This window comes from Micromonospora sp. NPDC048835, from assembly GCF_040649995.1.
Classification (GTDB): domain Bacteria; phylum Actinomycetota; class Actinomycetes; order Mycobacteriales; family Micromonosporaceae; genus Micromonospora.
This window is the reverse complement of sequence record NZ_JBEZGM010000043.1, coordinates 1-21,056: the sequence shown is the minus strand read 5'-3', so window position 1 is coordinate 21,056 and position 21,056 is coordinate 1. Positions and strand designations below refer to the sequence as shown.

Below are 21,056 nucleotides of genomic sequence, written 5' to 3'. Positions count from 1 at the left end.
GGGTCAGGCGAGCCGCAGGTCCACGAACGCGATGGTGTGGCCCGGCAGGACGTACCGTTCGATCTCGACGAAGCCGTGGTGACGGGCGAAGCGGAGGCCGTCGTCGTTTGACGCCAGGACGACGGTGTGGACGACCTGCGCGCCGAGTTCCCGGGCCGTGGCCAGCCCGCGCTCGTAGATGTGCGTCCCGAAGCCCTGGCGACGCTTCTCGGGCAGCACGCGCGCGATCACGGTCGCCGGCTCGGACGTCGGGGGTCGCACCGTCGAGCAGCCCACCGGCACTCCGTCGAGGTACGCGACCTCCAGGATGTTCCGCTGCGCGCGGACGGCGATCTCGTCGGCCGACAGCGGATCGGTGGGGATGATCAGATTGTGGATGTGTTGCCAGTCGAGGGCTGTCGCTTCGCTGCCCACTGCCTGGACCCGCACGAATCGAAGATCTGTCACGCCGACAGGTTAGTCAGCGGACGCAGGTCGGGCAGGTGCCGAAGATCTCCAGGGTGTGGCTGACGTCGGCGTAGCCGTGCTGCGCGGCGACCCGGTCGGCCCAGCTCTCCACGGCCGGGCCGGCCACCTCGACGGTACGACCGCAGGCCCGGCAGACGAGGTGGTGGTGGTGCCCCTCGCTGCACCGGCGGTAGAGGTGCTCACCGCCCGGTGGGCGCATCACGTCGATCTCACCCGCATCGGCGAGCCCCTGGAGGGTGCGGTAGACGGTGGTCAGGCCGACCCGTTCGCCGCGCTGCCGCAGCATCGCGTGCAGGTCCTGGGCGCTGTGGAAGCCTTCCATCTCGCCCAGCAGCGCGCTCACCGCCGACCGTTGCCGGGTGTTGCGTACCGCGGCGCCGCTCTCGCTCATGAACCCTCCCCGGCGTGGCTGACCGCGTCCGCCACGATGTGCGCGACGTGCTCGTCGACCAGGCTGTAGGCGATCTCGCGGCCCCGGCGGGAGCCCCTGACGACGCCCGCTCCACGCAACACCCGCAGGTGCTGGGAGACAAGTGGTTGCGCCGCGCCGAGCTTCTCCACCAACTCGTGCACGCACCGCTCACCGCCGGCCAGCTCGCTGACGATCGCCAGCCGGATGGGAGCGGACAGGGCGCGGAGCAACTCGCTGGCCCCGTCGAACCCTTCGTAGCCCGTCGCGCTGGTCATCCTGCAACGGTAACCAATACCACTGACGCCCTGCTGATCAGGCTCAGCTCAGCACGACCTCGTGCGGTTCCGGCGTCGGTGCGGCGGTCGGCGTCGACCGGCGGCGCACCACCCGCCAGACCGCGCCGGCCACGGCCACCACCAGGAACGAGGCGATCGCCACGAGCACCACCGAGGCACCCGGCGCGGTGTCCGCCGTGGCCGCCACCCAGACACCCGAGCCGGCCGCGAACAGCCCGAGCGCCATCGCCGCCGCCATCGTGCTGCGGAAGCCCCGGGTGACCTGCTGGGCGGTGGCCACCGGCACCACCATCAACGCGCTGATGAGCAGCACTCCGACCGCCCGCATGGCGATGGTCACGGTGACCGCGGTGGCGACGGCGATGAGCAGGTTCAGCGTGCGGACCGGGAGGCCGGAAACCCGGGCGTACTCCTCGTCGTGGCTGACCGCGAAGAGCGCCGGCCGCAGCGCGATCATCGTGACCAGGATCGCCGCGCCGAGCACCGCGATGGTGGTCAGGTCGGCCGGCGAGATGGTGGTCAGCGACCCGAAGAGGTACGCGTTGAGGTTCGCGCTCGTCGCGTCGGAGAGCCCGACCAGGAGTACGCCGCCGGCGATACCGCCGTAGAAGAGCAGGGCCAGGGCCAGATCACCTGAGGTACGCCCACGGGCTCGTACCAGCTCGATGGCGACCGCGCCGATGGTGGCGGCGATCACCGCGACGAGCACCGGCGAGCGGTTGAGCAGAAGCCCCGCACCGACGCCGGTCAGCGCCACGTGCCCCACACCGTCGCCGATCAGCGCCAGCCGGCGCTGCACCAGGTAGATGCCGAGCGCCGGCGCGGCCAGCCCGATGATCAACGCGCCGATCAGGGCGCGCTGCATGTAGGGGTACTGGAAGAGTTCCATGGGTCAGTTGCTCCACAGCCCGGCGGGCTCGTCGTAGCAGTGCGGGTGCACGTGGTCGTGGTCGGGCTCCGCGTGGTGGCCGGCCGGGTCCGGCACCGCGCCGTCGTGGGCGATGCGACCCTCGTGGACGACGACAGCCCGGCTGATCACCGGTCGCAGCGGGCCCAACTCGTGGGCGACGAGCAGCACCGTCCCGCCGTCGGCGACGAAGTCGCGCAGCGCGCCGGCGAACGCCTCCTGGCTGGCCGCGTCCACCCCGGCGGTGGGCTCGTCGAGGACCAGCAGCTCCGGTTTCCCGGCCAGGGCGCGGGCGATCAGGGTGCGCTGCTGCTGGCCGCCGGAGAGCGTGGACACCGGGTCGCCGGCCCGGTCGGCGAGCCCTACCGCGCCGAGCGCGGCGTCGACGGCTGCGCGGTCGGCGCGACCGGGCGGACGCAGCACCCCCCGGCGGGCCAGCCGGCCGGAGGCCACCACCTCGCGGACGGTGGCCGGTACGCCGCCGCCGGCGCCGAGGCGCTGCGGGACGTACCCGATGCGGGCCCACTGCCGGAAACGCCGCAACGGCCGGTCGAACAGGGTGACCGAGCCGGAGCTGATCGGCACCAGACCGAGCACGGCGCGGATCAGGGTGGATTTGCCGGAGCCGTTGGCGCCGAGAATCGCGACCACCTCGCCGGCGGTCACGGTGAGCGAGATGTCCCGGAGCACGGGGCGGCCGTCGTAGCCGACCACCCCGTGCTCGACGGTGATGACAGGTGAGGTCACGAGCAGCTCAAGGCCGTCTGCAGGGTCCGCAGGTTGGTGCGCATCACCGAAAGGTAGTCCCCGTCGCTGCCGGCTGCGAGCCCTTCGATCGGGTCGAGCACAGCGGTCTTCGCGCCGACCTGACCGGCGATGGTCTCGGCGACCTTGGGGCTGACCAGGGTCTCGAAGAAGATCGTGGTGGTCTGGTGCTCCTTCGCCTCCTCGATGACGTGCGCGAGGCGCTGCGGGGAGGGCTCGACGTCGGGGCTCAGCCCGGTGATGCCGACCTGGTCCAACTGGTAGCGGTCGGCGAGGTAGCCGAACGCGGCGTGGCTGGTCACGATCTCCCGCCGCTGGCAGGTCGCCAGGCCGTGCTTGAACTCACCGTCCAGGGTCGTCAGGTCGGCGCGCAGCGCCGCCGCCCGGGCGGTGTAGTCGGCGGCGTGCTCCGGGTCGGCCTTGCCGAGCCGCTGGGCGAGCTGGTCGCCGATGCCGGCCAGCCGGGTCGGGTCGAGCCAGACGTGCGGATCCTTGCCGCGGTTGCCCTCCTCGGCGTGCTCCTCCTCGCCCTCGTGGTTGTGCCCGCCGGCGGACGCGTCCAGCAGCGGCTGCACGCTGGTCACGTCGAACGCCCGGTCGCCGCCGTTCTGGGCGACGGCGTCGTCCACCGCGGGCTGGAACCCCTTGAGGTAGACGATCAGCTCCGCGTCGCTGACCTCGCCGACCTGGCTCGGGTTGAGTTCCAGGTCGTGCGGCTCGGCGCCGGGCTTGGCCAGGTTTGTCACCCGGACCGCGTCGCCGCCGATCCGTTCGGCCAGGAACTGGAGGGGGTAGAACGCGGCCACCACGTCGACCCGCTGGGGGTCGGCGCCGGCGGAGTCACCGGTGGAGCAGCCGGCCCCGGCGCCCAGGGTGAGCAGGGCGGTCGCGGCGGCCAGGACACGGTACGTGGAGCGGTTGGTCATGTCAGCAACTGTCCGTGGCAACGATAATGATTGTCAAAAACGCATGATTGCATGTCAGAGGAGCTTCACGAGGCCCACCGTCACCAGCAAGGTCAGCATCACCAGTCGAATCACCCGGGTCTGCGGCGCCTGAACCGCCCAGGTCGTCGCCAACAGGGCGATCAGGAGGCCGGCGAGCGCGAGCGTCAGCAGCCCACCGACCACCCCGGGCGTGAAGAACGCCACCAGCACCACCACCAGGGTGAGCAGGAACACCGACGTGGGGTTCGCCCCGGCCAACCGGGCGAGCAGAGGGCGCTGCGTACGCTGCATCCCACAGACTCTACGAGGAGGAACCCCCGGTGCTGGTGACCAACCGGTTCGTGGTCGACGTCGATACCGCCGACGGCTTCACCGAACGGGCGCACGCCGCCCTCACCGCGCTTGCCGCCCGCCCCGGCTACCTGCGCGGCCAACTGGTCCGGGCGCTCGACGACCCCCGGCACTGGTCGCTCGTCACCGAGTGGGAGTCGGTCGGCACCTATCGGCGGGCGCTTGGCGCCTTCGAGGTCAAGGTCAGCGCCGTGCCGCTGCTCGCCGAGTCCGTCGACGAGCCCTCCGCCTACGAGGCGCTCGCCACCGCCGCCCCCGGCGGGGCAGTCGTCGTCGCCGAGAGTGATCGGGCTGCGGGTCCTTACCGCTGAGCCGCCGGACACTACGCTGCTCCTATGACCGCACCCGCCCCGCCACCCGGTCCCGGGGTGGCTCCGCCGTTCGCCGCACCGCCCACCGAGGGCCGCCGGACCCGGCTCTGGATCGGCCTCGGCGTCGGCGCGCTCGCCGTGGTGCTCTGCTGCGGCGGGGGCGGCACCGCCGTCGTCGGCCTGGCCGTCAGCGGAGTCCAGGCGATCCGGGAACAGGCCCGCACCGTGACCGGCGACTACTACCAGGCGCTCGTCGAGCGGAACTACGGGCGGGCGTACGACCAGCTCTGCGACGACGCGCAGCGGCGTGAGTCCCGGCCAGAGTTCGAGCGGCGGGCCGCCGCCGAGCCACAGGTGACCGCGTTCCGGGTCGGCGAGGTGGACACCACCTACCTGACCGTGCCTGTCGACGTGACCCTCGACGGCGGCGACCGGGAGCGGCAACAGGTGAGCCTCGGCCAGGACGGGCAGACCGGCGGTGTGGAGGTCTGCGAGGTCAGCTGACCCGCCACCGGTATTCTGCTGGGCTCGGGGCGGCAGTGGTCGTACCGTTGTCCCGAACCGACCGTTCCATCCACATCTCGCCCCCGCCGACCGCCAGCCGGCGTAGGAGGAAACATGCCAGCCGACCGTATCGACGCCGTCGTCAGCCTCGCCAAGCGCCGAGGCTTCGTCTTCCCCTCCAGTGAGATCTACGGGGGCACCCGATCGGCGTGGGACTACGGCCCGCTCGGCGTGGAGCTCAAGGAGAACGTCCGCCGGCAGTGGTGGAAGACCATGGTCCAGCAGCGCGACGACGTCGTCGGCCTGGACTCCGCGGTCATCCTGGCCCGCAAGGTGTGGGAGGCATCCGGCCACATCGCCGAGTTCGTCGACCCGCTGACCGAGTGCCAGTTCTGTCACAAGCGGTTCCGCGCGGACCACCTGGAGGAGGCGTACGCCGAGAAGCACGGCAAGCCGCTGACCTCCCTGGCCGAGCTGAACTGCCCCAACTGCGGCAACAAGGGCACCTTCACCGAGCCGAAGATGTTCAACGGCCTGATGAAGACCTACCTGGGCCCGGTGGAGAGCGACGAAGGGCTGCACTACCTGCGCCCGGAGACCGCGCAGGGCATCTTCGTCAACTACAAGAACGTCGAGACCGTCGCCCGCAAGAAGCCCCCGTTCGGCATCGCGCAGACCGGCAAGTCGTTCCGCAACGAGATCACCCCGGGCAACTTCATCTTCCGGACCCGTGAGTTCGAGCAGATGGAGATGGAGTTCTTCGTCGAGCCGGGCACCGACGAGCAGTGGCACGAGTACTGGCTCCAGGAGCGCTGGAACTGGTACCTCGACCTCGGCCTGTCGGCGGACAATCTGCGTCTGTACGAGCACCCCAAGGAGAAGCTGTCGCACTACTCGAAGCGGACGGTGGACATCGAGTACCGCTTCCAGTTCGGCGGCAGCGAGTTCGCCGAGCTGGAGGGTGTCGCCAACCGCACCGACTTCGACCTCTCCACGCACAGCAAGCACTCCGGCGTCGACCTGTCGTACTTCGACCAGGGCAAGAGTGAGCGCTGGATGCCGTACGTCATCGAGCCGGCCGCCGGTCTGACCCGCGCGGTGCTCGCCTTCCTGCTCGAGGCGTACGACGAGGACGAGGCGCCGAACACCAAGGGCGGCGTGGACAAGCGCACCGTCATGCGCTTCGACCCGCGGCTCGCCCCGGTCAAGGTGGCGGTGCTGCCGCTGTCCCGCAACGAGGCGCTGTCGCCCAAGGCCAAGGACCTGGCGACGCTGCTGCGCAAGCGCTGGGTGGTGGAGTTCGACGACTCGCAGGCGATTGGCCGCCGCTACCGTCGGCAGGACGAGATCGGCACCCCGTTCTGCGTCACCGTCGACTTCGACACCCTGGACGACAACGCGGTGACGGTCCGCAACCGGGACACCATGGCCCAGGAGCGGGTCTCCCTGGACCAGGTCGAGCGGTACCTGATCGAGCGCCTTCCCGGCTGCTGACGCAGGTCACGGGGCCCCGACTGGTCAGTCGGGGCCCCGTACACTTGGGCGGTGACCGCCCCGACCCTGCCCGCGCTGCGCCCGTTGACCCTCGGCCCCCACCAGGTGTGGCCGCCGGTCGTGCTCGCCCCGATGGCCGGGATCACCAACGTCGGTTTCCGACGGCTCTGCCGGGAGCAGGGCGGCGGCATCTACGTCTGCGAGATGATCACCACTCGGGCGCTCGTCGAGCGCAACCCGAAGACCCTGCGGATGATCGCGTTCGGCGACGACGAGAAGCCCCGCAGCCTCCAGCTCTACGGCACCGACCCGGAGGTCACCGCCGCCGCCGTGCGCATCGTCGTCGAGCGCGACCTGGCCGATCACATCGACCTCAACTTCGGCTGCCCGGTCCCCAAGGTCACCAGGCGGGGCGGCGGCGCGGCGCTACCGTGGCGGCGCCGGCTCTTCGCCCGGCTGGTGAAGGCCGCCGTGGACGCCGCGGCACCCTCCGGGGTGCCGGTCACGGTCAAGATGCGCAAGGGCATCGACGACGACCACCTGACGTACGTCGAAGCCGGCCTCGCCGCCCAGGAGGCCGGCGTGGCCGCGGTGGCCCTGCACGGGCGGACGGCGTCGCAGCGCTACTCGGGCACCGCCGACTGGGACGCCATCGCCACCCTGAAGCAGGCCCTCGACGTGCCGGTGCTCGGCAACGGCGACATCTGGGAGGCCCACGACGCCCTGCGCATGGTGGCCCACACCGGCGTCGACGGCGTGGTCGTCGGGCGCGGCTGCCTGGGCCGACCGTGGCTCTTCGCCGACCTGGAGGCCGCCTTCAACGGTCGGCCGGAACGGCGGCTGCCCACCCTCGGCGAGGTGGCGGTGACCATGCGCCGGCACGCCGAGCTGCTCGTCGACCAGTTCACCGCCGGCGCCCGCAACCCGGCCCGGGGCGAACGCGACGGCTGCACCGACTTCCGCAAGCACGTCGCCTGGTACCTCAAGGGCTTTCCGGTCGGCGGCGAGCTGCGTCGCTCGCTGGCGATGATCGAAAGCCTGGCCCAGCTCGACGACCTGCTCGGCAAGCTCGACCCGGCGGAGCCGTTCCCGGTGACCGCGCTGGGTCAGCCGCGCGGGCGCACCAACTCGCCGGGCAAGGTCGCCCTGCCGGACGGCTGGCTCGCCAGCCGCGACGACGACACGGTCCCCGAGGGTGCCGAGATGGACGACTCCGGCGGCTGAGCCGTCGGCCCGTCGAGCAGAGACGCCCCGCGAACGTCCCTTCCGAACGCGGCCTCGGCGCGGAGGCTGGGCATCTGAGTTCGAAGCCCTTTCGAGCTGATGTCGTGAACGAATCGCCCGCTCGCTCGGCTCGCTCGGCTCGCTCGGCTCGCTCGGCTCGCTCGGCTCGCTCGGCTCGCTCGGCCCGCTCGGCCCGGATTCGTTTACGACATCAGCTCCAAAGGACCCGTGACGCGGTCAGTGGGGTGGGCCTTCTGTGCTCTGGACAGTGACCCGGTCATGCCGAAGGGCCGGACCCCGTGGTGGGGTCCGGCCCTTCGTCGTGGTGCGGTGGGTCAGCTGGTGGCGTAGCCGCGGGTGGCGATCCAGTCCGCGAGGTGCTCGACGCTGATCCAGTAGGAGGCGGTGTTCGGGTCGGCGGAGTCGGCGATCTTCACCGTGTTGCCGTTGTCGCGGTAGCCGACGACGCTGATGTAGTGCCCGCCCTCGTAGGAGTGCACGCCGCCGTCGGTGTCGACGCTGGTGCCGGCGATGTTCGCGACCACGGCCCGGCCGTCGTCGACGGTCTTGACGATGTCGGCGCGCAGGGTGTCGGTCTGCTTGGTGTTGGCGGCGGGGGTGCTGATCTCGACCGACCGGTAGGCGTCGTTCTTGCCGGTTTCCTTGTTCAGCACGGGGGTGATGTCGTTGATGGAGTTGGTGCCGGCCTCGGTGGTGCCCATCTCCTTGGCCATGTCATCGACGTTGATGTTCTTACCCTGCACACTCAGGGCGTTACGGGTGGCGGCGGGGCCGCAGTAGTAGAAGTTCGGCTGCGCCTCGTAGCGCACACCGAGCTCGCGCTCGCCGTGGCCCTTGCGGTCGGTCTGGGTCTGGGTGGCCGGCTTGCCGGTGGTGGGGGCGGCGAAGGCGGTGGTGACGGGGCCGGCGATGGCGCCGCCGGTGAACGCGAGGCCGGCGGCGGTCAGGGCGGTCTTACGGATCAGATCGGTACGCATGATGGCGTGCTCCTCTGCATCGGGGGTGCCCACACACAACCTCGGGGGGTGCGGCCGTGCGGGGAAAGTTCACGGGGCAACGTCGGCGATCCCGGGGGGACCTGCTCGGGCGTTGCGGGGGATGTAACCGGGGCGGCCTGCCAGGTGTTCCCGGCGGCTGCCGCGCCCCACGACCCGACGGTCGCGGTGGCATGCCAGGTATAACGACCCCGGCCGGCCCCCGATTCCACCGCCGGGGTGGCCCCGACCACCCGACAGCCGCGGTCAAACCGGACAAGGCACCCACCTGACAACCGGACACCGGCGACCAGAATGGCCTGATCGACTCGGGCTCACGGAAATCGCGGTGTCCCAGCGCCGGGGATACCCCGACTTCATGAAACCCGAGTGGATCACGGCGGTCTGCCCCGTTCGGGCACCCCCGACCGGCCCGGAGCCCGGGGGCAGGGGCCGGGTGGACCGCTCTACTCGGGGGTCAGGTGGGTGGCGGTGTCGGGCTGGGGAACGTTGCGCTGCGTGGGGATGGTCGGCGTGGTCGACCAGGGGATCTCGGGCGCGCGGTGGAAGGTGATGCCGGCCGTCGTCCAGCGCGGGCCCTGGCCGGCCAGGCGGTCGCGGAAGCTGGCCCAGTCGTGGCTTGCCCGGGGTGACCAGCCCAGTTCGGCGATGGCCGGGAGGCGGGGCAGGAGCAGGAGTTCGATGTCGGCAAGCGAGGTGACCGATTCGGTCCAGAGTGGGGCCTCCACACCGAGCACAGCCTCGGCGGGTACGCCGACGACGTGTGTGCCCGGATCCCAGTCGTAGGCCTTTCGTACGTCGATGAGGCCGGCCCAGTCGTGCCCGATCGGGGTGTCCGGGGCGTACTTCATGTCCAGGTAGGCGTGGTTGCCGGGGGAGACGACCAGCCGGGCGCCCCGTCGTACGGCGTCGACGGTGGTGGGGTCTTCGCCGTTCGTGCCCCACCACTGCAGCACCCGCCCGTCGAGGTGGGCGGCGGGTGCGAGCTGGTGCCAGCCGACGACGGTCTTGCCGAGGTCGGCCACGATGCGCTGGACCCGCTCGACGAAACCGGTGTAGACCTCGCCCTTCACCTTGAACGCCTCGTCGCCGCCGATGTGCAGCCAGGGGCCGGGGGTGAGCGCGGCCACCTCGCCCAACACGTCGGCCACGAAGTCGTACGTCCGCTCGTCGGCCGGGTCGACGTAGCTGAAGCCGACCTCGGTGCCGGTGTACGGCGGCGGCGCCGTCTTGTCCGGTGCCAGCTCCGGGTACGCGACAAGCGCCGAGTTGGTGTGCCCCGGGAGGTCGATCTCCGGGACGACGGTGATGTGGCGGGCGGCCGCGTAGGAGACGATCCGCGCGTAGTCGGCCTTCGGGTAGAACCCGCCGGGGCCGCCGCCGACCTCGGTCGCCCCGCCGACGGTGGTCAGCTTCGGCCAGGAGTCGACGGCGATCCGCCAACCCTGGTCGTCGGTGAGGTGCAGGTGCAGGTGGTTGAGCTTGTAGCGGGCCAGGTGGTCGATCACCCGCAGCACGTCCGGGACGGCGAAGAAGTGCCGCGCCACGTCGAGCATCGCGCCCCGGTAGGGGAAGCGGGGTGCGTCGGTGATGGTCCCGCCGGGCAGCGCCCAGCGCTCGGCGACCGGCTCGGGGCTCTCGATCGCCGCCGGCAGCAACTGGCGCAGGGTCTGGACGCCGTAGAAGAGGCCGGCGCCGGTGGCGGCGGTGACGCGTACCCCATCGGTGGTGATGTCCAGCCGGTAGCCCTCCGCGCCGAGGTCGGCGGTGGCCTCGAGCACCAGCGCGATGCCACCGGCGGGCTCCGGCGTGGTGGCGTCGGTGACCGGCAGCGGGTAGCCGGTGGCCGGCCGTAGGAGCTGGGCGAGCTGCTCGGCGACCGCAAGCGCGGCGGGCTGGGCGCTGGCCACGATCACCGCTTCAGCCGGGAGCACCCAGTCCCCGGTCGGGTCCGGCTGGACCTGGTGCGGGGCGGGGACGACGTCGGCCAGCCGGTGCGGGGCCGACGGGGCGAGCAGGTCGCCGGCCGACTGCTCGGCCGCCCGGGCCAGCGCGGCCACCTCCGGTTCGCGGGTCGGCAGCGGCACCTCGCCGGTCGCGGGGACGGCGGTGGGGCCGGGGGAGGAGGTGGTCGACACGGCGGCGACTCCGAGGGGGTGTATTCGCGTCGGTTATGGCAAAAGTGAGGTTCACCGGCTGGCGTGGCGTCAAGCGTACGACGCTCGGCCGGCATGCGTGATGGTGTGCGTGGAAGCGTTCCCAAAAACCGGTACGAACACGGATAGTCGGGATGGCTGTGCCAATTGTCACCGAACAGTCCCAGGGTGCTCGATGTTCGCTTAACCTTCGCCCAAGAAAACTGAACCTTCGTTAAGTGTCCAGCCGGCGTGTGTTGTGGAGGCTCTGGTGGCAGCGCAAGAGACCGTCGATCACAAGTACGTCTACGACTTCTCCGAGGGCAACAAGGATCTCAAGGAGCTGCTCGGCGGCAAGGGGGCGAACCTCGCCGAGATGACCAACCTGGGCCTGCCCGTCCCGCCCGGCTTCACCATCAGCACCGAGGCGTGCCAGGCGTACCTCGCGACGGGACAGGAGCCGGACGGGCTCGCCGGCCAGATCGAGGCGCACCTGGAATCGCTGGAGCGGGCGATGGGCAAACGCCTCGGTGACCCGCAGGACCCCCTGCTGGTGTCCGTCCGCTCCGGCGCCAAGTTCTCCATGCCCGGCATGATGGAGACCGTCCTCAACGTCGGTCTCAACGACCAGAGCGTGGAGGGGCTCTCCGCCCAGGCCGGACAGAACGACAGGTTCGCCTGGGACTCCTACCGGCGACTCATCCAGATGTTCGGCAAGACCGTCTGCGAGGTGCCGGGCGAGGAGTTCGAGCACGCGCTCGACGGGGCCAAGCACGCCAAGGGCACCCACGACGACCTGGATCTGGACGCCGACGACCTGCGTGGGCTCGTCGACGCGTACAAGAAGATCTTCTTGAAGCACACCGGTCGGGAGTTCCCGCAGCAGCCACGCGAACAGCTCGACCTGGCCATTCGCGCGGTCTTCGACTCGTGGAACGCCGAGCGCGCCGTGCTCTACCGTCGCCAGGAGCGGATCCCGGCCGACCTCGGCACCGCGGTCAACGTGGTGACCATGGTCTTCGGCAACCTCGGGCCCGACTCCGGCACCGGGGTCGCGTTCACCCGCGACCCGAGCAGCGGCGCGCAGGGCATCTACGGCGACTACCTGGCCAACGCCCAGGGCGAGGACGTGGTCGCCGGCATCCGCAACACGGTGCCGTTGCAGGAGTTGGAGCAGCTCGACAAGTCCTCCTACGACGAGCTGCTCGGCATCATGGCCCGGCTGGAGGAGCACTACAGGGACCTCTGCGACATCGAGTTCACCATCGAACGCGGCAAGCTGTGGATGTTGCAGACCCGGGTCGGCAAGCGCACCGCCGCCGCCGCGTTCGTCATCGCCGGCCAACTCGTCGACGAGGGTCTGATCGACCTGGACGAGGCGCTGCACCGGGTCAACGGCGCGCAACTGGCCCAGCTCATGTTCCCGCGCTTCCAGCTCGACCACGAGTTCGAGGCGGTCGCCAAGGGCATCGGGGCCTCGCCCGGCGCGGCGTCCGGCACGGTCGTCTTCACCTCCGCGCGGGCCGTCGAGCTGGCCGCCGAGGGGGAGTCGGTGATCCTCGTTCGTCGGGAGACCAACCCGGACGACCTGAACGGCATGATCGCCGCGAAGGGCATCCTCACCTCGCGCGGCGGCAAGACCAGCCACGCCGCGGTGGTGGCCCGGGGCATGGGCAAGACCTGTGTCTCCGGTGCCGACGAGATCGAGGTGAACGTGCCCGCGAAGCGGTTCACCGTGGCCGGGCAGACCATCGGCGAGGGCGACGTCGTCTCCATCGACGGCACCACCGGCAAGGTCTACCTCGGGGAGGTGCCGGTCATGCCGTCGGAGGTCGTGCAGTACTTCGAGGGCAGCCTCGATCCCGAGCACGTCGACAACGCGCTGGTTCGGGCCGTACACCGGATCATGACGCACGCCGACGGGAAGCGGCGGCTGGCGGTCCGCACGAACGCCGACACCGGCGCGGACGCCGCCCGGGCCCGGCGCTTCGGCGCCGAGGGCATCGGGCTGTGCCGCACCGAGCACATGTTCCTCGGTGACCGGCGGGAGCTGGTCGAGCGGCTGATCCTGGCCCGGGCCGAGGGTGAGCGGGAGGCGGCCCTGGGGGCGTTGCTGCCGTTGCAGCGGGCCGACTTCGAGGAGATCTTCCGCGAGATGGACGGCCTGCCGGTCACCGTCCGGCTCATCGACCCGCCGTTGCACGAGTTCCTGCCGCCACTCGAACAGCTCGCCGTCAACGTGGCGGTCGCACAGGAACGCGGCGAGGACGTCGCCAAGGAGGAGGCGCTGCTCGCCGCCGTCCGGCGGATGCACGAGGAGAACCCGATGCTCGGGCTGCGGGGCGTACGCCTCGGCCTGGTCATCCCCGGCCTGTTCGCCATGCAGGTCCGGGCCATCGCCGAGGCGGCCGTCGCGGTCACCCGCGCGGGTGGCACCGCCCGCCCGGAGATCATGGTCCCGCTGGTCGGCGCAGTGCAGGAGCTGGAGACGGTACGCGCCGAGGCCGAGAAGATCATCGCCGAGGTGGTCGGGGACAGCGGCGTCGAGGTGCTGATCGGCACCATGATCGAGGTGCCCCGGGCGGCGCTGACCGCCGGGCAGATCGCCGAGGCCGCCGAGTTCTTCTCCTTCGGCACCAACGACCTGACCCAGATGGGCTGGGGCTTCTCCCGCGACGACGTCGAGGGCGCGTTCTTCTGGCGCTACCTGGAACTGGGCATCTTCGGCATCTCGCCGTTCGAGTCGATGGACCGCGACGGCGTCGGCCGGCTGGTGCGGATCGCCGCCGAGGAGGGTCGTGCCGCCCGGCCCGGTCTGAAGCTCGGCATCTGCGGTGAGCACGGTGGCGACCCGGATTCGGTGCACTTCTTCCACGAGGTCGGCCTGGACTACGTGTCCTGCTCGCCGTTCCGGGTGCCGGTGGCACGGCTGGAGGCCGGTCGGGCCGTCGTGGAGAGCGGCGGGTCGGACAGCCGCTGACGTACGCCGGCGGCGGCCCGGTCACCAGGCCGCCGCCGGCGATCAGATCGGTGGACGACGCCAGGTGGGTCGGGACGAGCGGCGCAACTGCGTCGGCAGGGTCGCCATCGGGGTACGCGTCGCGAGTGGAGCGTGCGCGTCGGGCACCGAGGTCGCGCCGATGCCTCCGCCGCGCACGTCGAGGAACGAGCCCGCCCGACGGGCCACCACCCGCGCCTCCTCGTGCAGCGCCTCCAGGTCGCCCGCCGCCGAGCCGGTGACGAGGGTCAGCAGGGCGCTGCGCCCGGCCGGGTAGGTCACCACGCAACCGGCGGTGGTGCAGACGACCGACTGCCGGAACTCACCCTGCCCGACGGTGTCGGCGACCCGGTGGCCGAGCCCGAAACTCGCGGCGGCGAGCGCGGCCAGGTGGGTGGCGTCGGTGCTGGGCAGGTCACTGGAGATGAGCAACCCGTCGGTGCCGGCAAGCACCGCACCAGCGATGTCGGGTCGGCGTTGGCGCAGCCCGCGTAGCTCCGTTCCCATCACCGTGTCTGCGTCCACGAGCGTTACCCCTCACCGGTCGGGCTCTGTGTCAGTCGGCTGGTCACGTTCCGCGCTGGGAACGCTACAGGTGGCCACTTCCGGCCGCGAGCCCGTAACCCTCGGCGATCGGTTGGCAACTGGGGGCCGATCGGTGGTTGTGTGCCAGTCGTCGATGCGTCGTGGGCGGGTCGTGCAGTGGTGGCGGGCGTAATCTTTTCTCGCTCGCACACGGCCGATTCGGCGCCGCGTCGAACGGGAAGAGGTGACTGCATGACCAGTGTCTGGGAGAACCTGACTGTCGACGCCCGCGATCCGGCCCGACTGGCCCGTTGGTGGGCCGAGGCGCTCGGCTATCAGATCGTCACCGAGCGGCCCGACGAGGTGGAGATCCGCCAGTCCGCCGACCGCCTGCCCGGCCTGGTCTTCGTGCCCGTGACCGACGCCAAGGACCGCAAGAACCGGCTGCACATCGACCTGCGTCCCGCCGACCGGGAGGCCGAGGTCGAGCGCCTGGTCGACATGGGCGCCCGGCACGTCGACGTCGGTCAGGGTGACGTCGAGTGGACGGTGCTGGCCGACCCGGAGGGCAACGAGTTCTGCGTGCTCCGTGAGCGCGAGGAGTGACAGGGGGGCGGCGGCCCGGCTGGTCGAGGAGCCGCCCAAGGACACCGGGCACCGCCGTTCACCGTACGAGCGGGACCGGGCCCGGGTGCTGCACTCCGCGGCGTTCCGGCGGCTGGCCACCAAGACTCAGGTGCACACCGCCGGCACCGACGACTTCCTGCGTACCCGGCTGACCCACTCGCTCGAGGTGGCCCAGATCGCCCGGGAGATGGGCGCCCGGCTGGGCTGCGACCCGGACGTGGTGGACGTCGCGGGGCTGGCGCACGACCTGGGGCACCCGCCGTTCGGGCACAACGGTGAGGCCGCCCTGGATTTGCTCGCCACGCCGTGCGGTGGCTTCGAGGGCAACGCGCAGACCCTGCGGGTGTTGACCCGGCTGGAGGCGAAGGTGCTCGCCCCGGACGGCTCGTCGGCCGGGTTGAACCTGACCCGGGCGTCGCTCGACGCGATCGGTAAGTACCCCTGGCCGCGCCGGCCGGGGGAGCGCAAGTTCGGGGTGTACGCCGACGACGCGGCCGTCTTCGACTGGATCCGGGACGGCGCGCCCGGCGACCGGCGCTGCCTGGAGGCCCAGGTGATGGACTGGGCCGACGACGTCGCGTACTCGGTGCACGACGTGGAGGACGGCATCCACGGCGGCTACGTCACGTTGCACCCGCTGCTCACCGACGCCGACGAGCGCGCCGCGCTCTGCGCCGACGTGGCCGCCGCCTACTCCGGGGAGTCGGCGAGGGACCTCGCCGAGGTGCTCGTCGACCTGCTGGCCGGCCCGCTGCTCGCCCCGTTGGCCGGGTACGACGGCAGCCACCGCGCGCAGGTCGCGTTGAAGGCCACCACCAGCGGGGTGACCGGGCTGTTCGTGTCGGCGGCGGTGGCTGCCACGGAGGAGCGCTTCGGGCCGGGCCCGCACCGCCGCTATGGCGCCGATCTCGTGGTGCCCCGCCTGGTCCGGGCGCAGTGCGCCCTGCTCAAGGGCATCGCGCTGCGGTACGTGATGCGTCGCAGCGGCTTCCGGGGTCGCTACGAGCGGCAGCGGGCCATGCTCGCCGAGTTGGTGGCCGCGCTGGTCCGACGCGCCCCGGAGGGGCTCGACCCGATCTTCGCCCCGCTGTGGCGGGCCGCCGCGGACGACGCGGCCAGACTGCGGGTGGTCATCGACCAGGTCGCCTCGCTCACCGACCCGGCGGCGGTGACCTGGCACACCCGCCTGGTCGGTGCCGGCGCACCCGGCACCGACGACGCGACAGCTTAGGCTAACCTAACTGGCATGACGGAACGCCCCAGGAACGTCACCTCGGCCCGGGTGCTGCGCACCGAGCGGCCCACCCCGCACCTCATCCGCCTCGTCCTCGGTGGGGACGAGCTTGTCGGTCTGCCGGTGGGCGAGTTCACCGACCACTACATCAAGGTGCTCTTCCCGCAGCCGGGGGTCGCGTACCCGCAGCCGTTGGACCTCGCCGCGATCCGCCGCGACCTCCCTCGGGAGCAGTGGCCCCGACAGCGCGCCTACACGGTGCGGCGCTGGGACCCGCTGGCCGGGGAGCTGACCGTCGACGTGGTGCACCACGGCGACGAGGGGTTGGCCGGGCCGTGGGCCGCCGCGTTGCGCCCAGGCGACCCGGTGCACTTCGTCGGGCCCGGCGGTGCGTACGCCCCGGACCCGAACGCGGACTGGCACCTGCTCGTCGGTGACGAGAGCGCCCTGCCGGCGATCGCCGCCGCACTGGAGCGGCTGCCACTCGGTGCGCCGGCGCACGTCTTCGTGGAGATCGCCGACCCGGCCGAGGAGCAGAAGCTGCTCAGCCCCGGGGCAGTGGAGCTGACCTGGCTGCACCGTGGCGCACGCCCGGTGGGCGAGGCGCTCGTCGCCGCGGTGCGGGCGCTGGAGTTCCCGGCCGGCCAGGTGCACGCGTTCGTGCACGGCGAGGCGGCCTTCGTCCGGGAGTTGCGCCGGTTTCTGCGCGGCGAGCGGGGCGTACCGCTCGACCGGCTCTCCATCTCCGGCTACTGGCGGCGCGGCATGGACGACGAGGGTTGGCGGTCCACCAAGGCCGACTGGAACCAGCAGGTCGCGGCCGAGGAGGTAGCCGTCCCGGAGCCTGCCGCGGCGGCCTGACCGGCGGTCATCCCTCGAGGTTCTGGTTCGCCGCGCCGGCCTTGGTCAGTCGCCTGCTGACCAGGACGGCGTACCCGACGACCGCCAGGGAGAGCAGCGACAGCATCAGCCGTGGTTGGTGCACCGTCGCGGTGATCAGCGAGACCGAGGCCACCCCGTAGACGGCGATCGCCAACCGGGCGCGGCTCGGCCGGGCCCAGAGCCAGTAGAGGGCGAGACCACAGAGCGTCCAGATCACCATCGACGCGCCGAGCAGCAGCCGCAACTCGAGCGGCAGGTGGTTGGCGTTGTCGTCGACGAGCCGGACCACCTGCCCGAGCGCCCACCCGAGCAGCAGCAGCGCACCGCCGAGCGGGATGTGCAGATAGCTGTACGCCTGCCCGCCGCGTAGCCGGCGCTGGAGCAGACGGGTGGTGACGAACGTGGTGTAGACCCACCACACGGCCGCCGGGATCAGGAAGGCCAACGCGGCGGTGAGGATCATGTGTGGCGGGGGATGGTCCGGCACGGCGAAGAGCAGGCTGGCCAGCGCGCTGCCCAGCACGATGATGGTGAACTGGCCGATCCGTTCCGGCAGGTGCCTGTTGTCCACCGGCCAGCGGTTCAGCCAACGGATTCCGACCCAGGGCGTGGACAGTTCGATGACCATCGCGACGATCCACAGGACGGGCCGCAGTTCGGCGGGCACGGTGAGCGACACCAACCAGATCAACCAGCCCGACCCGAAGCCGATCAGGTAGACCGTCGTCACCGTCCGGGCCATCGGGCTGCTGGGACGGGCGCGCAGGTACAGCAGGAGCAGCACACCCCGCACGATCAGGTACCCGATGGGCAGGAGCACGCTCTCCGGGACCTCGTCGACGCCGAGCGTCATCGCGCCCGCGCCGATCAACGCGACGAGCACGAGCATCCGGTGCAGCACGTCGTCCGGGTCGAAGCGGGTGTCGTAGTAGACCTGCCCGATCCAGGCCCACTGGAGCACCACGAAGAGCCCGATCACGGCCAGCACGGCGCCCGGCGACGGGGTGGTGTCGTCGCCGAGGCGGGCCACCACCGCGGCCAGGGCGTACACGAAGATGAGGTCGAGGAAGAGCTCCAGCCAGGTGGCGTGCCGGTGACCTGCCTCGTCCGTCTGCGGGGTCTGGCCACCGATCCCCAACCACCGTGCCAGCCATCGGGGCAGGTGGGTGGCCTCGGTCCGTACCCTGCGCATCTGGTCATGGTCCCCGGCGGGCCCGGCTCCCGGGCCGGAATCGCGCAGCCGGCAGCGGTCGTCGCCACACCGGCGTCCCCCGGCCGGCGTGTCGTCGGCCCGGCAGGGCAGGATGTACGGCGAGGGGGTGGCGAATGGCTGGGCGGATCCGGGACGAGGACATCGCACTGGTCCGGGAACGCACCTCGATCGGGGATGTGATCTCCGAGACGGTCACCCTGAAGTCCGCCGGCGGCGGCAACCTCAAAGGCCTGTGCCCGTTCCATGACGAGAAGAGCCCGTCGTTCAACGTGTCTCCGGCCCGCAACGTCTGGTACTGCTTCGGCTGCGGGGCCGGCGGGGACGCGATCAAGTTCCTGATGGACGCCGACCACCTCAGCTTCGTGGAGTCCGTTGAGCGGCTGGCCGGCCGTGCCGGCATCCAACTGCGCTACATCGAGGACGACAAGGGCACCCCGCGCCCCCGCCCGCAGCAGGGTCAGCGGCAGCGCCTGGTCGCCGCGCACGCCGCCGCCGTCGAGTTCTACCGGGCGCAGTTGAGCACCGCCGGGGCCCGGCCGGCACGGGAGTTCCTGGCGCGGCGGGGCTTCGACCGGGCCGCCGCCGAGCGCTACGGCTGCGGCTTCGCGCCGGAGGGCTGGGACCTGCTCACCAAGCACCTGCGCCAGCAGGGCTTCACCCACCAGGAGCTGGTCACCGCCGGGCTGTCCCGGGAGGCCCGCTCCGGCTCGCTGATCGACAGGTTCCGCCGCCGGCTGCTCTGGCCGATCCGCGACCTCGCCGGCGACGTGATCGGTTTCGGCGCGCGCAAGCTCTTCGACGACGACGACGGCCCGAAGTACCTGAACACCCCCGAGACGCCGATCTACAAGAAGTCGCAGGTGCTCTACGGCATCGACCAGGCCAAGCGGGAGATCGCCAAGCAGGGGCGGGCGGTGATCGTCGAGGGTTACACCGACGTGATGGCCTGCCACCTGGCCGGGGTGACCACGGCGGTGGCGACCTGCGGCACCGCCTTCGCCGCCGACCACATCTCGGTCCTGCGTCGGCTCCTGTTCGACAGCGACGAGGTGGCCGGCGAGATCATCTTCACCTTCGACGGCGACGCCGCCGGCCAGAAGGCCGCGCTGCGGGCCTTCGAGGACGACCAACGCTTCGTCGGGCGCACGTTCATCGCGGTCAGCCCGGACAACATGGACCCGTGCGACCTGCGGTTGGCCAAGGGTGACCTGGCGGTGCGTGACCTGGTCGCCCGCCGCGAGCCGCTCGTCGACTTCGCGCTGCGGCACGTGATCGGCCGCTTCGACCTGGACACCGTCGACGGCCGGGTCGAGGCCATGCGGCACGCCGCGCCCCTGGTCGCGCGACTGAAGGACCGGGAGAAGCGCCCGGAGTACGTCCGCAAGCTCGCCATGGACCTCGGCATGGAGATCGAGCCGGTACAGCGGGCGGTGCTCGCGGCCGGCAACGCCCCGCCGCCCGGCGCCCGCGACGCCGCCCCGGCGGCCCGGCCGGCCGCAGCCCGCCCCGAGCCGGCAGTGGACAGCCCGCAGTCGATGGTCGAGCGGGAGGCGCTGAAGCTCGCTCTCCAGCAGCCGGTCCTGGCCGGGCCGATGTTCGACGCGGTCGAGGCTTCCGAATACCGCCACCCGGTGCACGTCGCGGTGCGCGCGGCCATCGCGGCGGCCGGTGGTGCCGCGTCGGCGACCGGCGGCGCGGTCTGGATCGAGTCGGTCCGGGACGCCTGCGACGACCTGGCGTCCGCGGCGCTTGTCGGTGAGTTGGCCGTCGAACCACTGCGGATCGACGGCGAACCGGACCCGCGCTACGTGTCGATCACCATGGCCCGGGTGCAGTTCGGTTCGGTGACCGCCCGGGTCCGGGACCTGAAGTCACGCATCCAGCGGATCAACCCGGTCAACAACAAGGACGAGTACTTCGCCGCCTTCGGTGAGCTGCTGTCCCTGGAGCAGCACGCCCGGGCGCTGCGCGAGCAGGCTGCGGGAGGCCTCTAGATGGGACTGTTCAGCCGCAAGCCGAAGCTGCCGCCGGCCGACCGGCCGCCGCTGACCGCCGACGAACGGGTGCTGGCCTGGGCCGCTGTCGGCAACGGCGAGGGCGACGGGGTGGTGGTCGCCACCAACCTCGGGTTGTGGCTGCCCGGCCGGGGGCACCGACTCGGCTGGCACGTCATCCTCAAGGCGGTCTGGTCCGGCCGGGAATTGACAGTCACCCCCGCCGATCCCGTCGTCGAGCGGGACGGCTACACGGTGGTCGCCGACGGGCCGGCCGAGACGTACCTGCTGCTCGACCCGGGGGAGCTGCCGCACCAGGTGCGGGCGCGGGTGACCCGCTCCGTCGCGTACACCGAGCACCAGCCGGTGCCCGGCGGCGCGGCGCGGGTCGCGGCCCGGCGCGTGGCCGGGGTCGACGGTCTGACCTGGACGGTCCGACTCGACCCCGGCACCCCGGCGGACGACGAAACCCTGCTCGCCGAGACCGACCGGCTGGTCGGTGTGGCCCGCGCCGCGACCGCGCCGGCCGACACCTGACCGGGCCGGGTCAGTTCGCGCCGAGGTCCTGCAACGCCTTCTGGGCGCCGCGGTGCAGCGGCACCGGCAGCGTCCTGCGGGCCTTTTCCAGTGAGATCCCCTTGGCCGCCGGGTTCGCCTGGGGCGGTTTCAAGCGGCGGTTGCAACCAGGTGTTTGTGGAGTACCTCGGCTGGATTCTGCCAGTCGAGGGTTTGGCGTGGCCGTGCGTTGAGTTC

20 protein-coding genes and 2 pseudogenes are annotated in these 21,056 nt (G+C 71.6%); 10 read left to right on the top strand and 12 right to left on the bottom strand.

Annotated features, from left to right (window positions below; all coding sequences use genetic code 11):
• Positions 1-3: 3 nt before the first annotated feature.
• The 7 genes from AB0C15_RS30395 to AB0C15_RS30365 are packed head-to-tail and all read right to left on the bottom strand — an operon-like array spanning position 4 to position 4,086.
• Positions 4-447 (bottom strand): GNAT family N-acetyltransferase, encoded by a 444-nt coding sequence (locus AB0C15_RS30395; RefSeq protein ID WP_357357767.1) that lies wholly within the window; start codon positions 445-447, stop codon positions 4-6.
• 13 nt (positions 448-460) lie between these two features.
• On the bottom strand, positions 461-859 hold the full coding sequence (locus AB0C15_RS30390; protein ID WP_357357765.1) for a Fur family transcriptional regulator: 399 nt from the start codon (positions 857-859) through the stop codon (positions 461-463).
• The gene (locus tag AB0C15_RS30385) at positions 856-1,155 is read right to left on the bottom strand and encodes a metalloregulator ArsR/SmtB family transcription factor (protein WP_007463903.1); all 300 of its coding nucleotides are present in this window, start codon (positions 1,153-1,155) and stop codon (positions 856-858) included. The genes AB0C15_RS30390 and AB0C15_RS30385 overlap by 4 nt, the downstream gene beginning before the upstream one ends.
• A 43-nt stretch (positions 1,156-1,198) precedes the next feature.
• Positions 1,199-2,065, bottom strand: coding sequence for a metal ABC transporter permease (locus AB0C15_RS30380; RefSeq protein ID WP_357357762.1), 867 nt, complete (start codon positions 2,063-2,065; stop codon positions 1,199-1,201).
• 3 nt (positions 2,066-2,068) lie between these two features.
• Positions 2,069-2,830 carry a metal ABC transporter ATP-binding protein gene (locus tag AB0C15_RS30375; protein WP_357357760.1) on the bottom strand — a complete coding sequence of 254 codons (762 nt, stop codon included), beginning with the start codon at positions 2,828-2,830 and terminating at the stop codon, positions 2,069-2,071.
• Positions 2,827-3,774, bottom strand: a complete 948-nt coding sequence (locus tag AB0C15_RS30370) for a metal ABC transporter substrate-binding protein (RefSeq protein WP_357357758.1) — start codon at positions 3,772-3,774, stop codon at positions 2,827-2,829. The genes AB0C15_RS30375 and AB0C15_RS30370 overlap by 4 nt, the downstream gene beginning before the upstream one ends.
• A 54-nt stretch (positions 3,775-3,828) precedes the next feature.
• The gene (locus AB0C15_RS30365; protein WP_357357756.1) at positions 3,829-4,086 is read right to left on the bottom strand and encodes a hypothetical protein; all 258 of its coding nucleotides are present in this window, start codon (positions 4,084-4,086) and stop codon (positions 3,829-3,831) included.
• A gap of 29 nt (positions 4,087-4,115) precedes the next feature.
• On the opposite strand from AB0C15_RS30365, the gene AB0C15_RS30360 reads away from it, so the two are divergent.
• The 4 genes from AB0C15_RS30360 to dusB all read left to right on the top strand — a co-directional run bounded on the left by AB0C15_RS30360 (position 4,116) and on the right by dusB (position 7,679).
• On the top strand, positions 4,116-4,457 hold the full coding sequence (locus AB0C15_RS30360; RefSeq protein WP_357357754.1) for an antibiotic biosynthesis monooxygenase: 342 nt from the start codon (positions 4,116-4,118) through the stop codon (positions 4,455-4,457).
• A gap of 24 nt (positions 4,458-4,481) precedes the next feature.
• Positions 4,482-4,961, top strand: coding sequence for a hypothetical protein (locus tag AB0C15_RS30355; RefSeq protein WP_112589144.1), 480 nt, complete (start codon positions 4,482-4,484; stop codon positions 4,959-4,961).
• A gap of 114 nt (positions 4,962-5,075) precedes the next feature.
• A complete protein-coding gene (locus AB0C15_RS30350; RefSeq protein WP_357357752.1) occupies positions 5,076-6,455 on the top strand; it encodes a glycine--tRNA ligase in 1,380 nt (459 codons plus the stop codon).
• Between the two features lie 51 nt (positions 6,456-6,506).
• Positions 6,507-7,679 (top strand): tRNA dihydrouridine synthase DusB, encoded by a 1,173-nt coding sequence (gene dusB / locus AB0C15_RS30345; protein WP_357357750.1) that lies wholly within the window; start codon positions 6,507-6,509, stop codon positions 7,677-7,679.
• A gap of 335 nt (positions 7,680-8,014) precedes the next feature.
• Here the strand turns inward: dusB and AB0C15_RS30340 are convergent, their stop codons facing one another.
• Positions 8,015-8,677: a C39 family peptidase gene (locus AB0C15_RS30340; RefSeq protein ID WP_357357748.1), complete on the bottom strand. Its 663-nt coding sequence runs from the start codon at positions 8,675-8,677 to the stop codon at positions 8,015-8,017.
• 464 nt (positions 8,678-9,141) lie between these two features.
• Positions 9,142-10,782, bottom strand: coding sequence for a beta-N-acetylhexosaminidase (locus tag AB0C15_RS30335; protein ID WP_357357799.1), 1,641 nt, complete (start codon positions 10,780-10,782; stop codon positions 9,142-9,144).
• A 319-nt stretch (positions 10,783-11,101) separates the two neighbouring features.
• On the opposite strand from AB0C15_RS30335, the gene ppdK reads away from it, so the two are divergent.
• Positions 11,102-13,810, top strand: coding sequence for a pyruvate, phosphate dikinase (gene ppdK, locus AB0C15_RS30330; RefSeq protein ID WP_357357746.1), 2,709 nt, complete (start codon positions 11,102-11,104; stop codon positions 13,808-13,810).
• A 42-nt stretch (positions 13,811-13,852) separates the two neighbouring features.
• Here ppdK and AB0C15_RS30325 read toward each other — a convergent pair whose 3' ends face one another.
• A complete protein-coding gene (locus AB0C15_RS30325; protein WP_357357743.1) occupies positions 13,853-14,353 on the bottom strand; it encodes a roadblock/LC7 domain-containing protein in 501 nt (166 codons plus the stop codon).
• 252 nt (positions 14,354-14,605) lie between these two features.
• On the opposite strand from AB0C15_RS30325, the gene AB0C15_RS30320 reads away from it, so the two are divergent.
• From AB0C15_RS30320 to AB0C15_RS30310, 3 genes are read left to right on the top strand one after another with little or no spacing between them, the layout of a single operon-like run.
• The gene (locus AB0C15_RS30320) at positions 14,606-14,959 is read left to right on the top strand and encodes a VOC family protein (protein WP_357357741.1); all 354 of its coding nucleotides are present in this window, start codon (positions 14,606-14,608) and stop codon (positions 14,957-14,959) included.
• The gene (locus tag AB0C15_RS30315; protein ID WP_357357739.1) at positions 14,943-16,211 is read left to right on the top strand and encodes a deoxyguanosinetriphosphate triphosphohydrolase; all 1,269 of its coding nucleotides are present in this window, start codon (positions 14,943-14,945) and stop codon (positions 16,209-16,211) included. Before AB0C15_RS30320 ends, AB0C15_RS30315 begins: the two co-directional genes overlap by 17 nt.
• A 15-nt stretch (positions 16,212-16,226) precedes the next feature.
• Positions 16,227-17,075, top strand: a complete 849-nt coding sequence (locus tag AB0C15_RS30310; RefSeq protein WP_357357737.1) for a siderophore-interacting protein — start codon at positions 16,227-16,229, stop codon at positions 17,073-17,075.
• A gap of 7 nt (positions 17,076-17,082) precedes the next feature.
• On the opposite strand, the gene AB0C15_RS30305 is transcribed toward AB0C15_RS30310, so the two are convergent.
• Positions 17,083-18,288: a low temperature requirement protein A gene (locus AB0C15_RS30305; RefSeq protein ID WP_357357735.1), complete on the bottom strand. Its 1,206-nt coding sequence runs from the start codon at positions 18,286-18,288 to the stop codon at positions 17,083-17,085.
• A 112-nt stretch (positions 18,289-18,400) separates the two neighbouring features.
• Here AB0C15_RS30305 and dnaG point away from each other — a divergent pair.
• Positions 18,401-20,303 (top strand): annotated as a pseudogene (gene dnaG, locus AB0C15_RS30300) (DNA primase).
• Entirely contained in the window at positions 20,304-20,840 is a 537-nt protein-coding gene (locus tag AB0C15_RS30295; RefSeq protein WP_357357733.1) for a hypothetical protein, read from the top strand. It begins immediately after the preceding pseudogene.
• A gap of 10 nt (positions 20,841-20,850) precedes the next feature.
• Here AB0C15_RS30295 and AB0C15_RS30290 read toward each other — a convergent pair.
• Positions 20,851-21,056 (bottom strand): annotated as a pseudogene (locus AB0C15_RS30290) (hypothetical protein); the annotation flags it as partial.

Excerpts from the sequence above, each read along its gene's own strand:
- AB0C15_RS30350 (WP_357357752.1), top strand. The coding sequence starts at position 5,076 with ATGCCAGCCGACCGTATCGACGCCGTCGTCAGCCTCGCCAAGCGCCGA.
- AB0C15_RS30305 (WP_357357735.1), bottom strand. The coding sequence starts at position 18,288 with ATGCGCAGGGTACGGACCGAGGCCACCCACCTGCCCCGATGGCTGGCA.
- AB0C15_RS30310 (WP_357357737.1), top strand. The coding sequence starts at position 16,227 with ATGACGGAACGCCCCAGGAACGTCACCTCGGCCCGGGTGCTGCGCACC.
- AB0C15_RS30295 (WP_357357733.1), top strand. The coding sequence starts at position 20,304 with ATGGGACTGTTCAGCCGCAAGCCGAAGCTGCCGCCGGCCGACCGGCCG.
- AB0C15_RS30365 (WP_357357756.1), bottom strand. The coding sequence starts at position 4,086 with ATGCAGCGTACGCAGCGCCCTCTGCTCGCCCGGTTGGCCGGGGCGAAC.
- AB0C15_RS30320 (WP_357357741.1), top strand. The coding sequence starts at position 14,606 with ATGACCAGTGTCTGGGAGAACCTGACTGTCGACGCCCGCGATCCGGCC.
- AB0C15_RS30370 (WP_357357758.1), bottom strand. The coding sequence starts at position 3,774 with ATGACCAACCGCTCCACGTACCGTGTCCTGGCCGCCGCGACCGCCCTG.
- AB0C15_RS30340 (WP_357357748.1), bottom strand. The coding sequence starts at position 8,677 with ATGCGTACCGATCTGATCCGTAAGACCGCCCTGACCGCCGCCGGCCTC.
- AB0C15_RS30390 (WP_357357765.1), bottom strand. The coding sequence starts at position 859 with ATGAGCGAGAGCGGCGCCGCGGTACGCAACACCCGGCAACGGTCGGCG.
- AB0C15_RS30355 (WP_112589144.1), top strand. The coding sequence starts at position 4,482 with ATGACCGCACCCGCCCCGCCACCCGGTCCCGGGGTGGCTCCGCCGTTC.
- AB0C15_RS30380 (WP_357357762.1), bottom strand. The coding sequence starts at position 2,065 with ATGGAACTCTTCCAGTACCCCTACATGCAGCGCGCCCTGATCGGCGCG.
- AB0C15_RS30385 (WP_007463903.1), bottom strand. The coding sequence starts at position 1,155 with ATGACCAGCGCGACGGGCTACGAAGGGTTCGACGGGGCCAGCGAGTTG.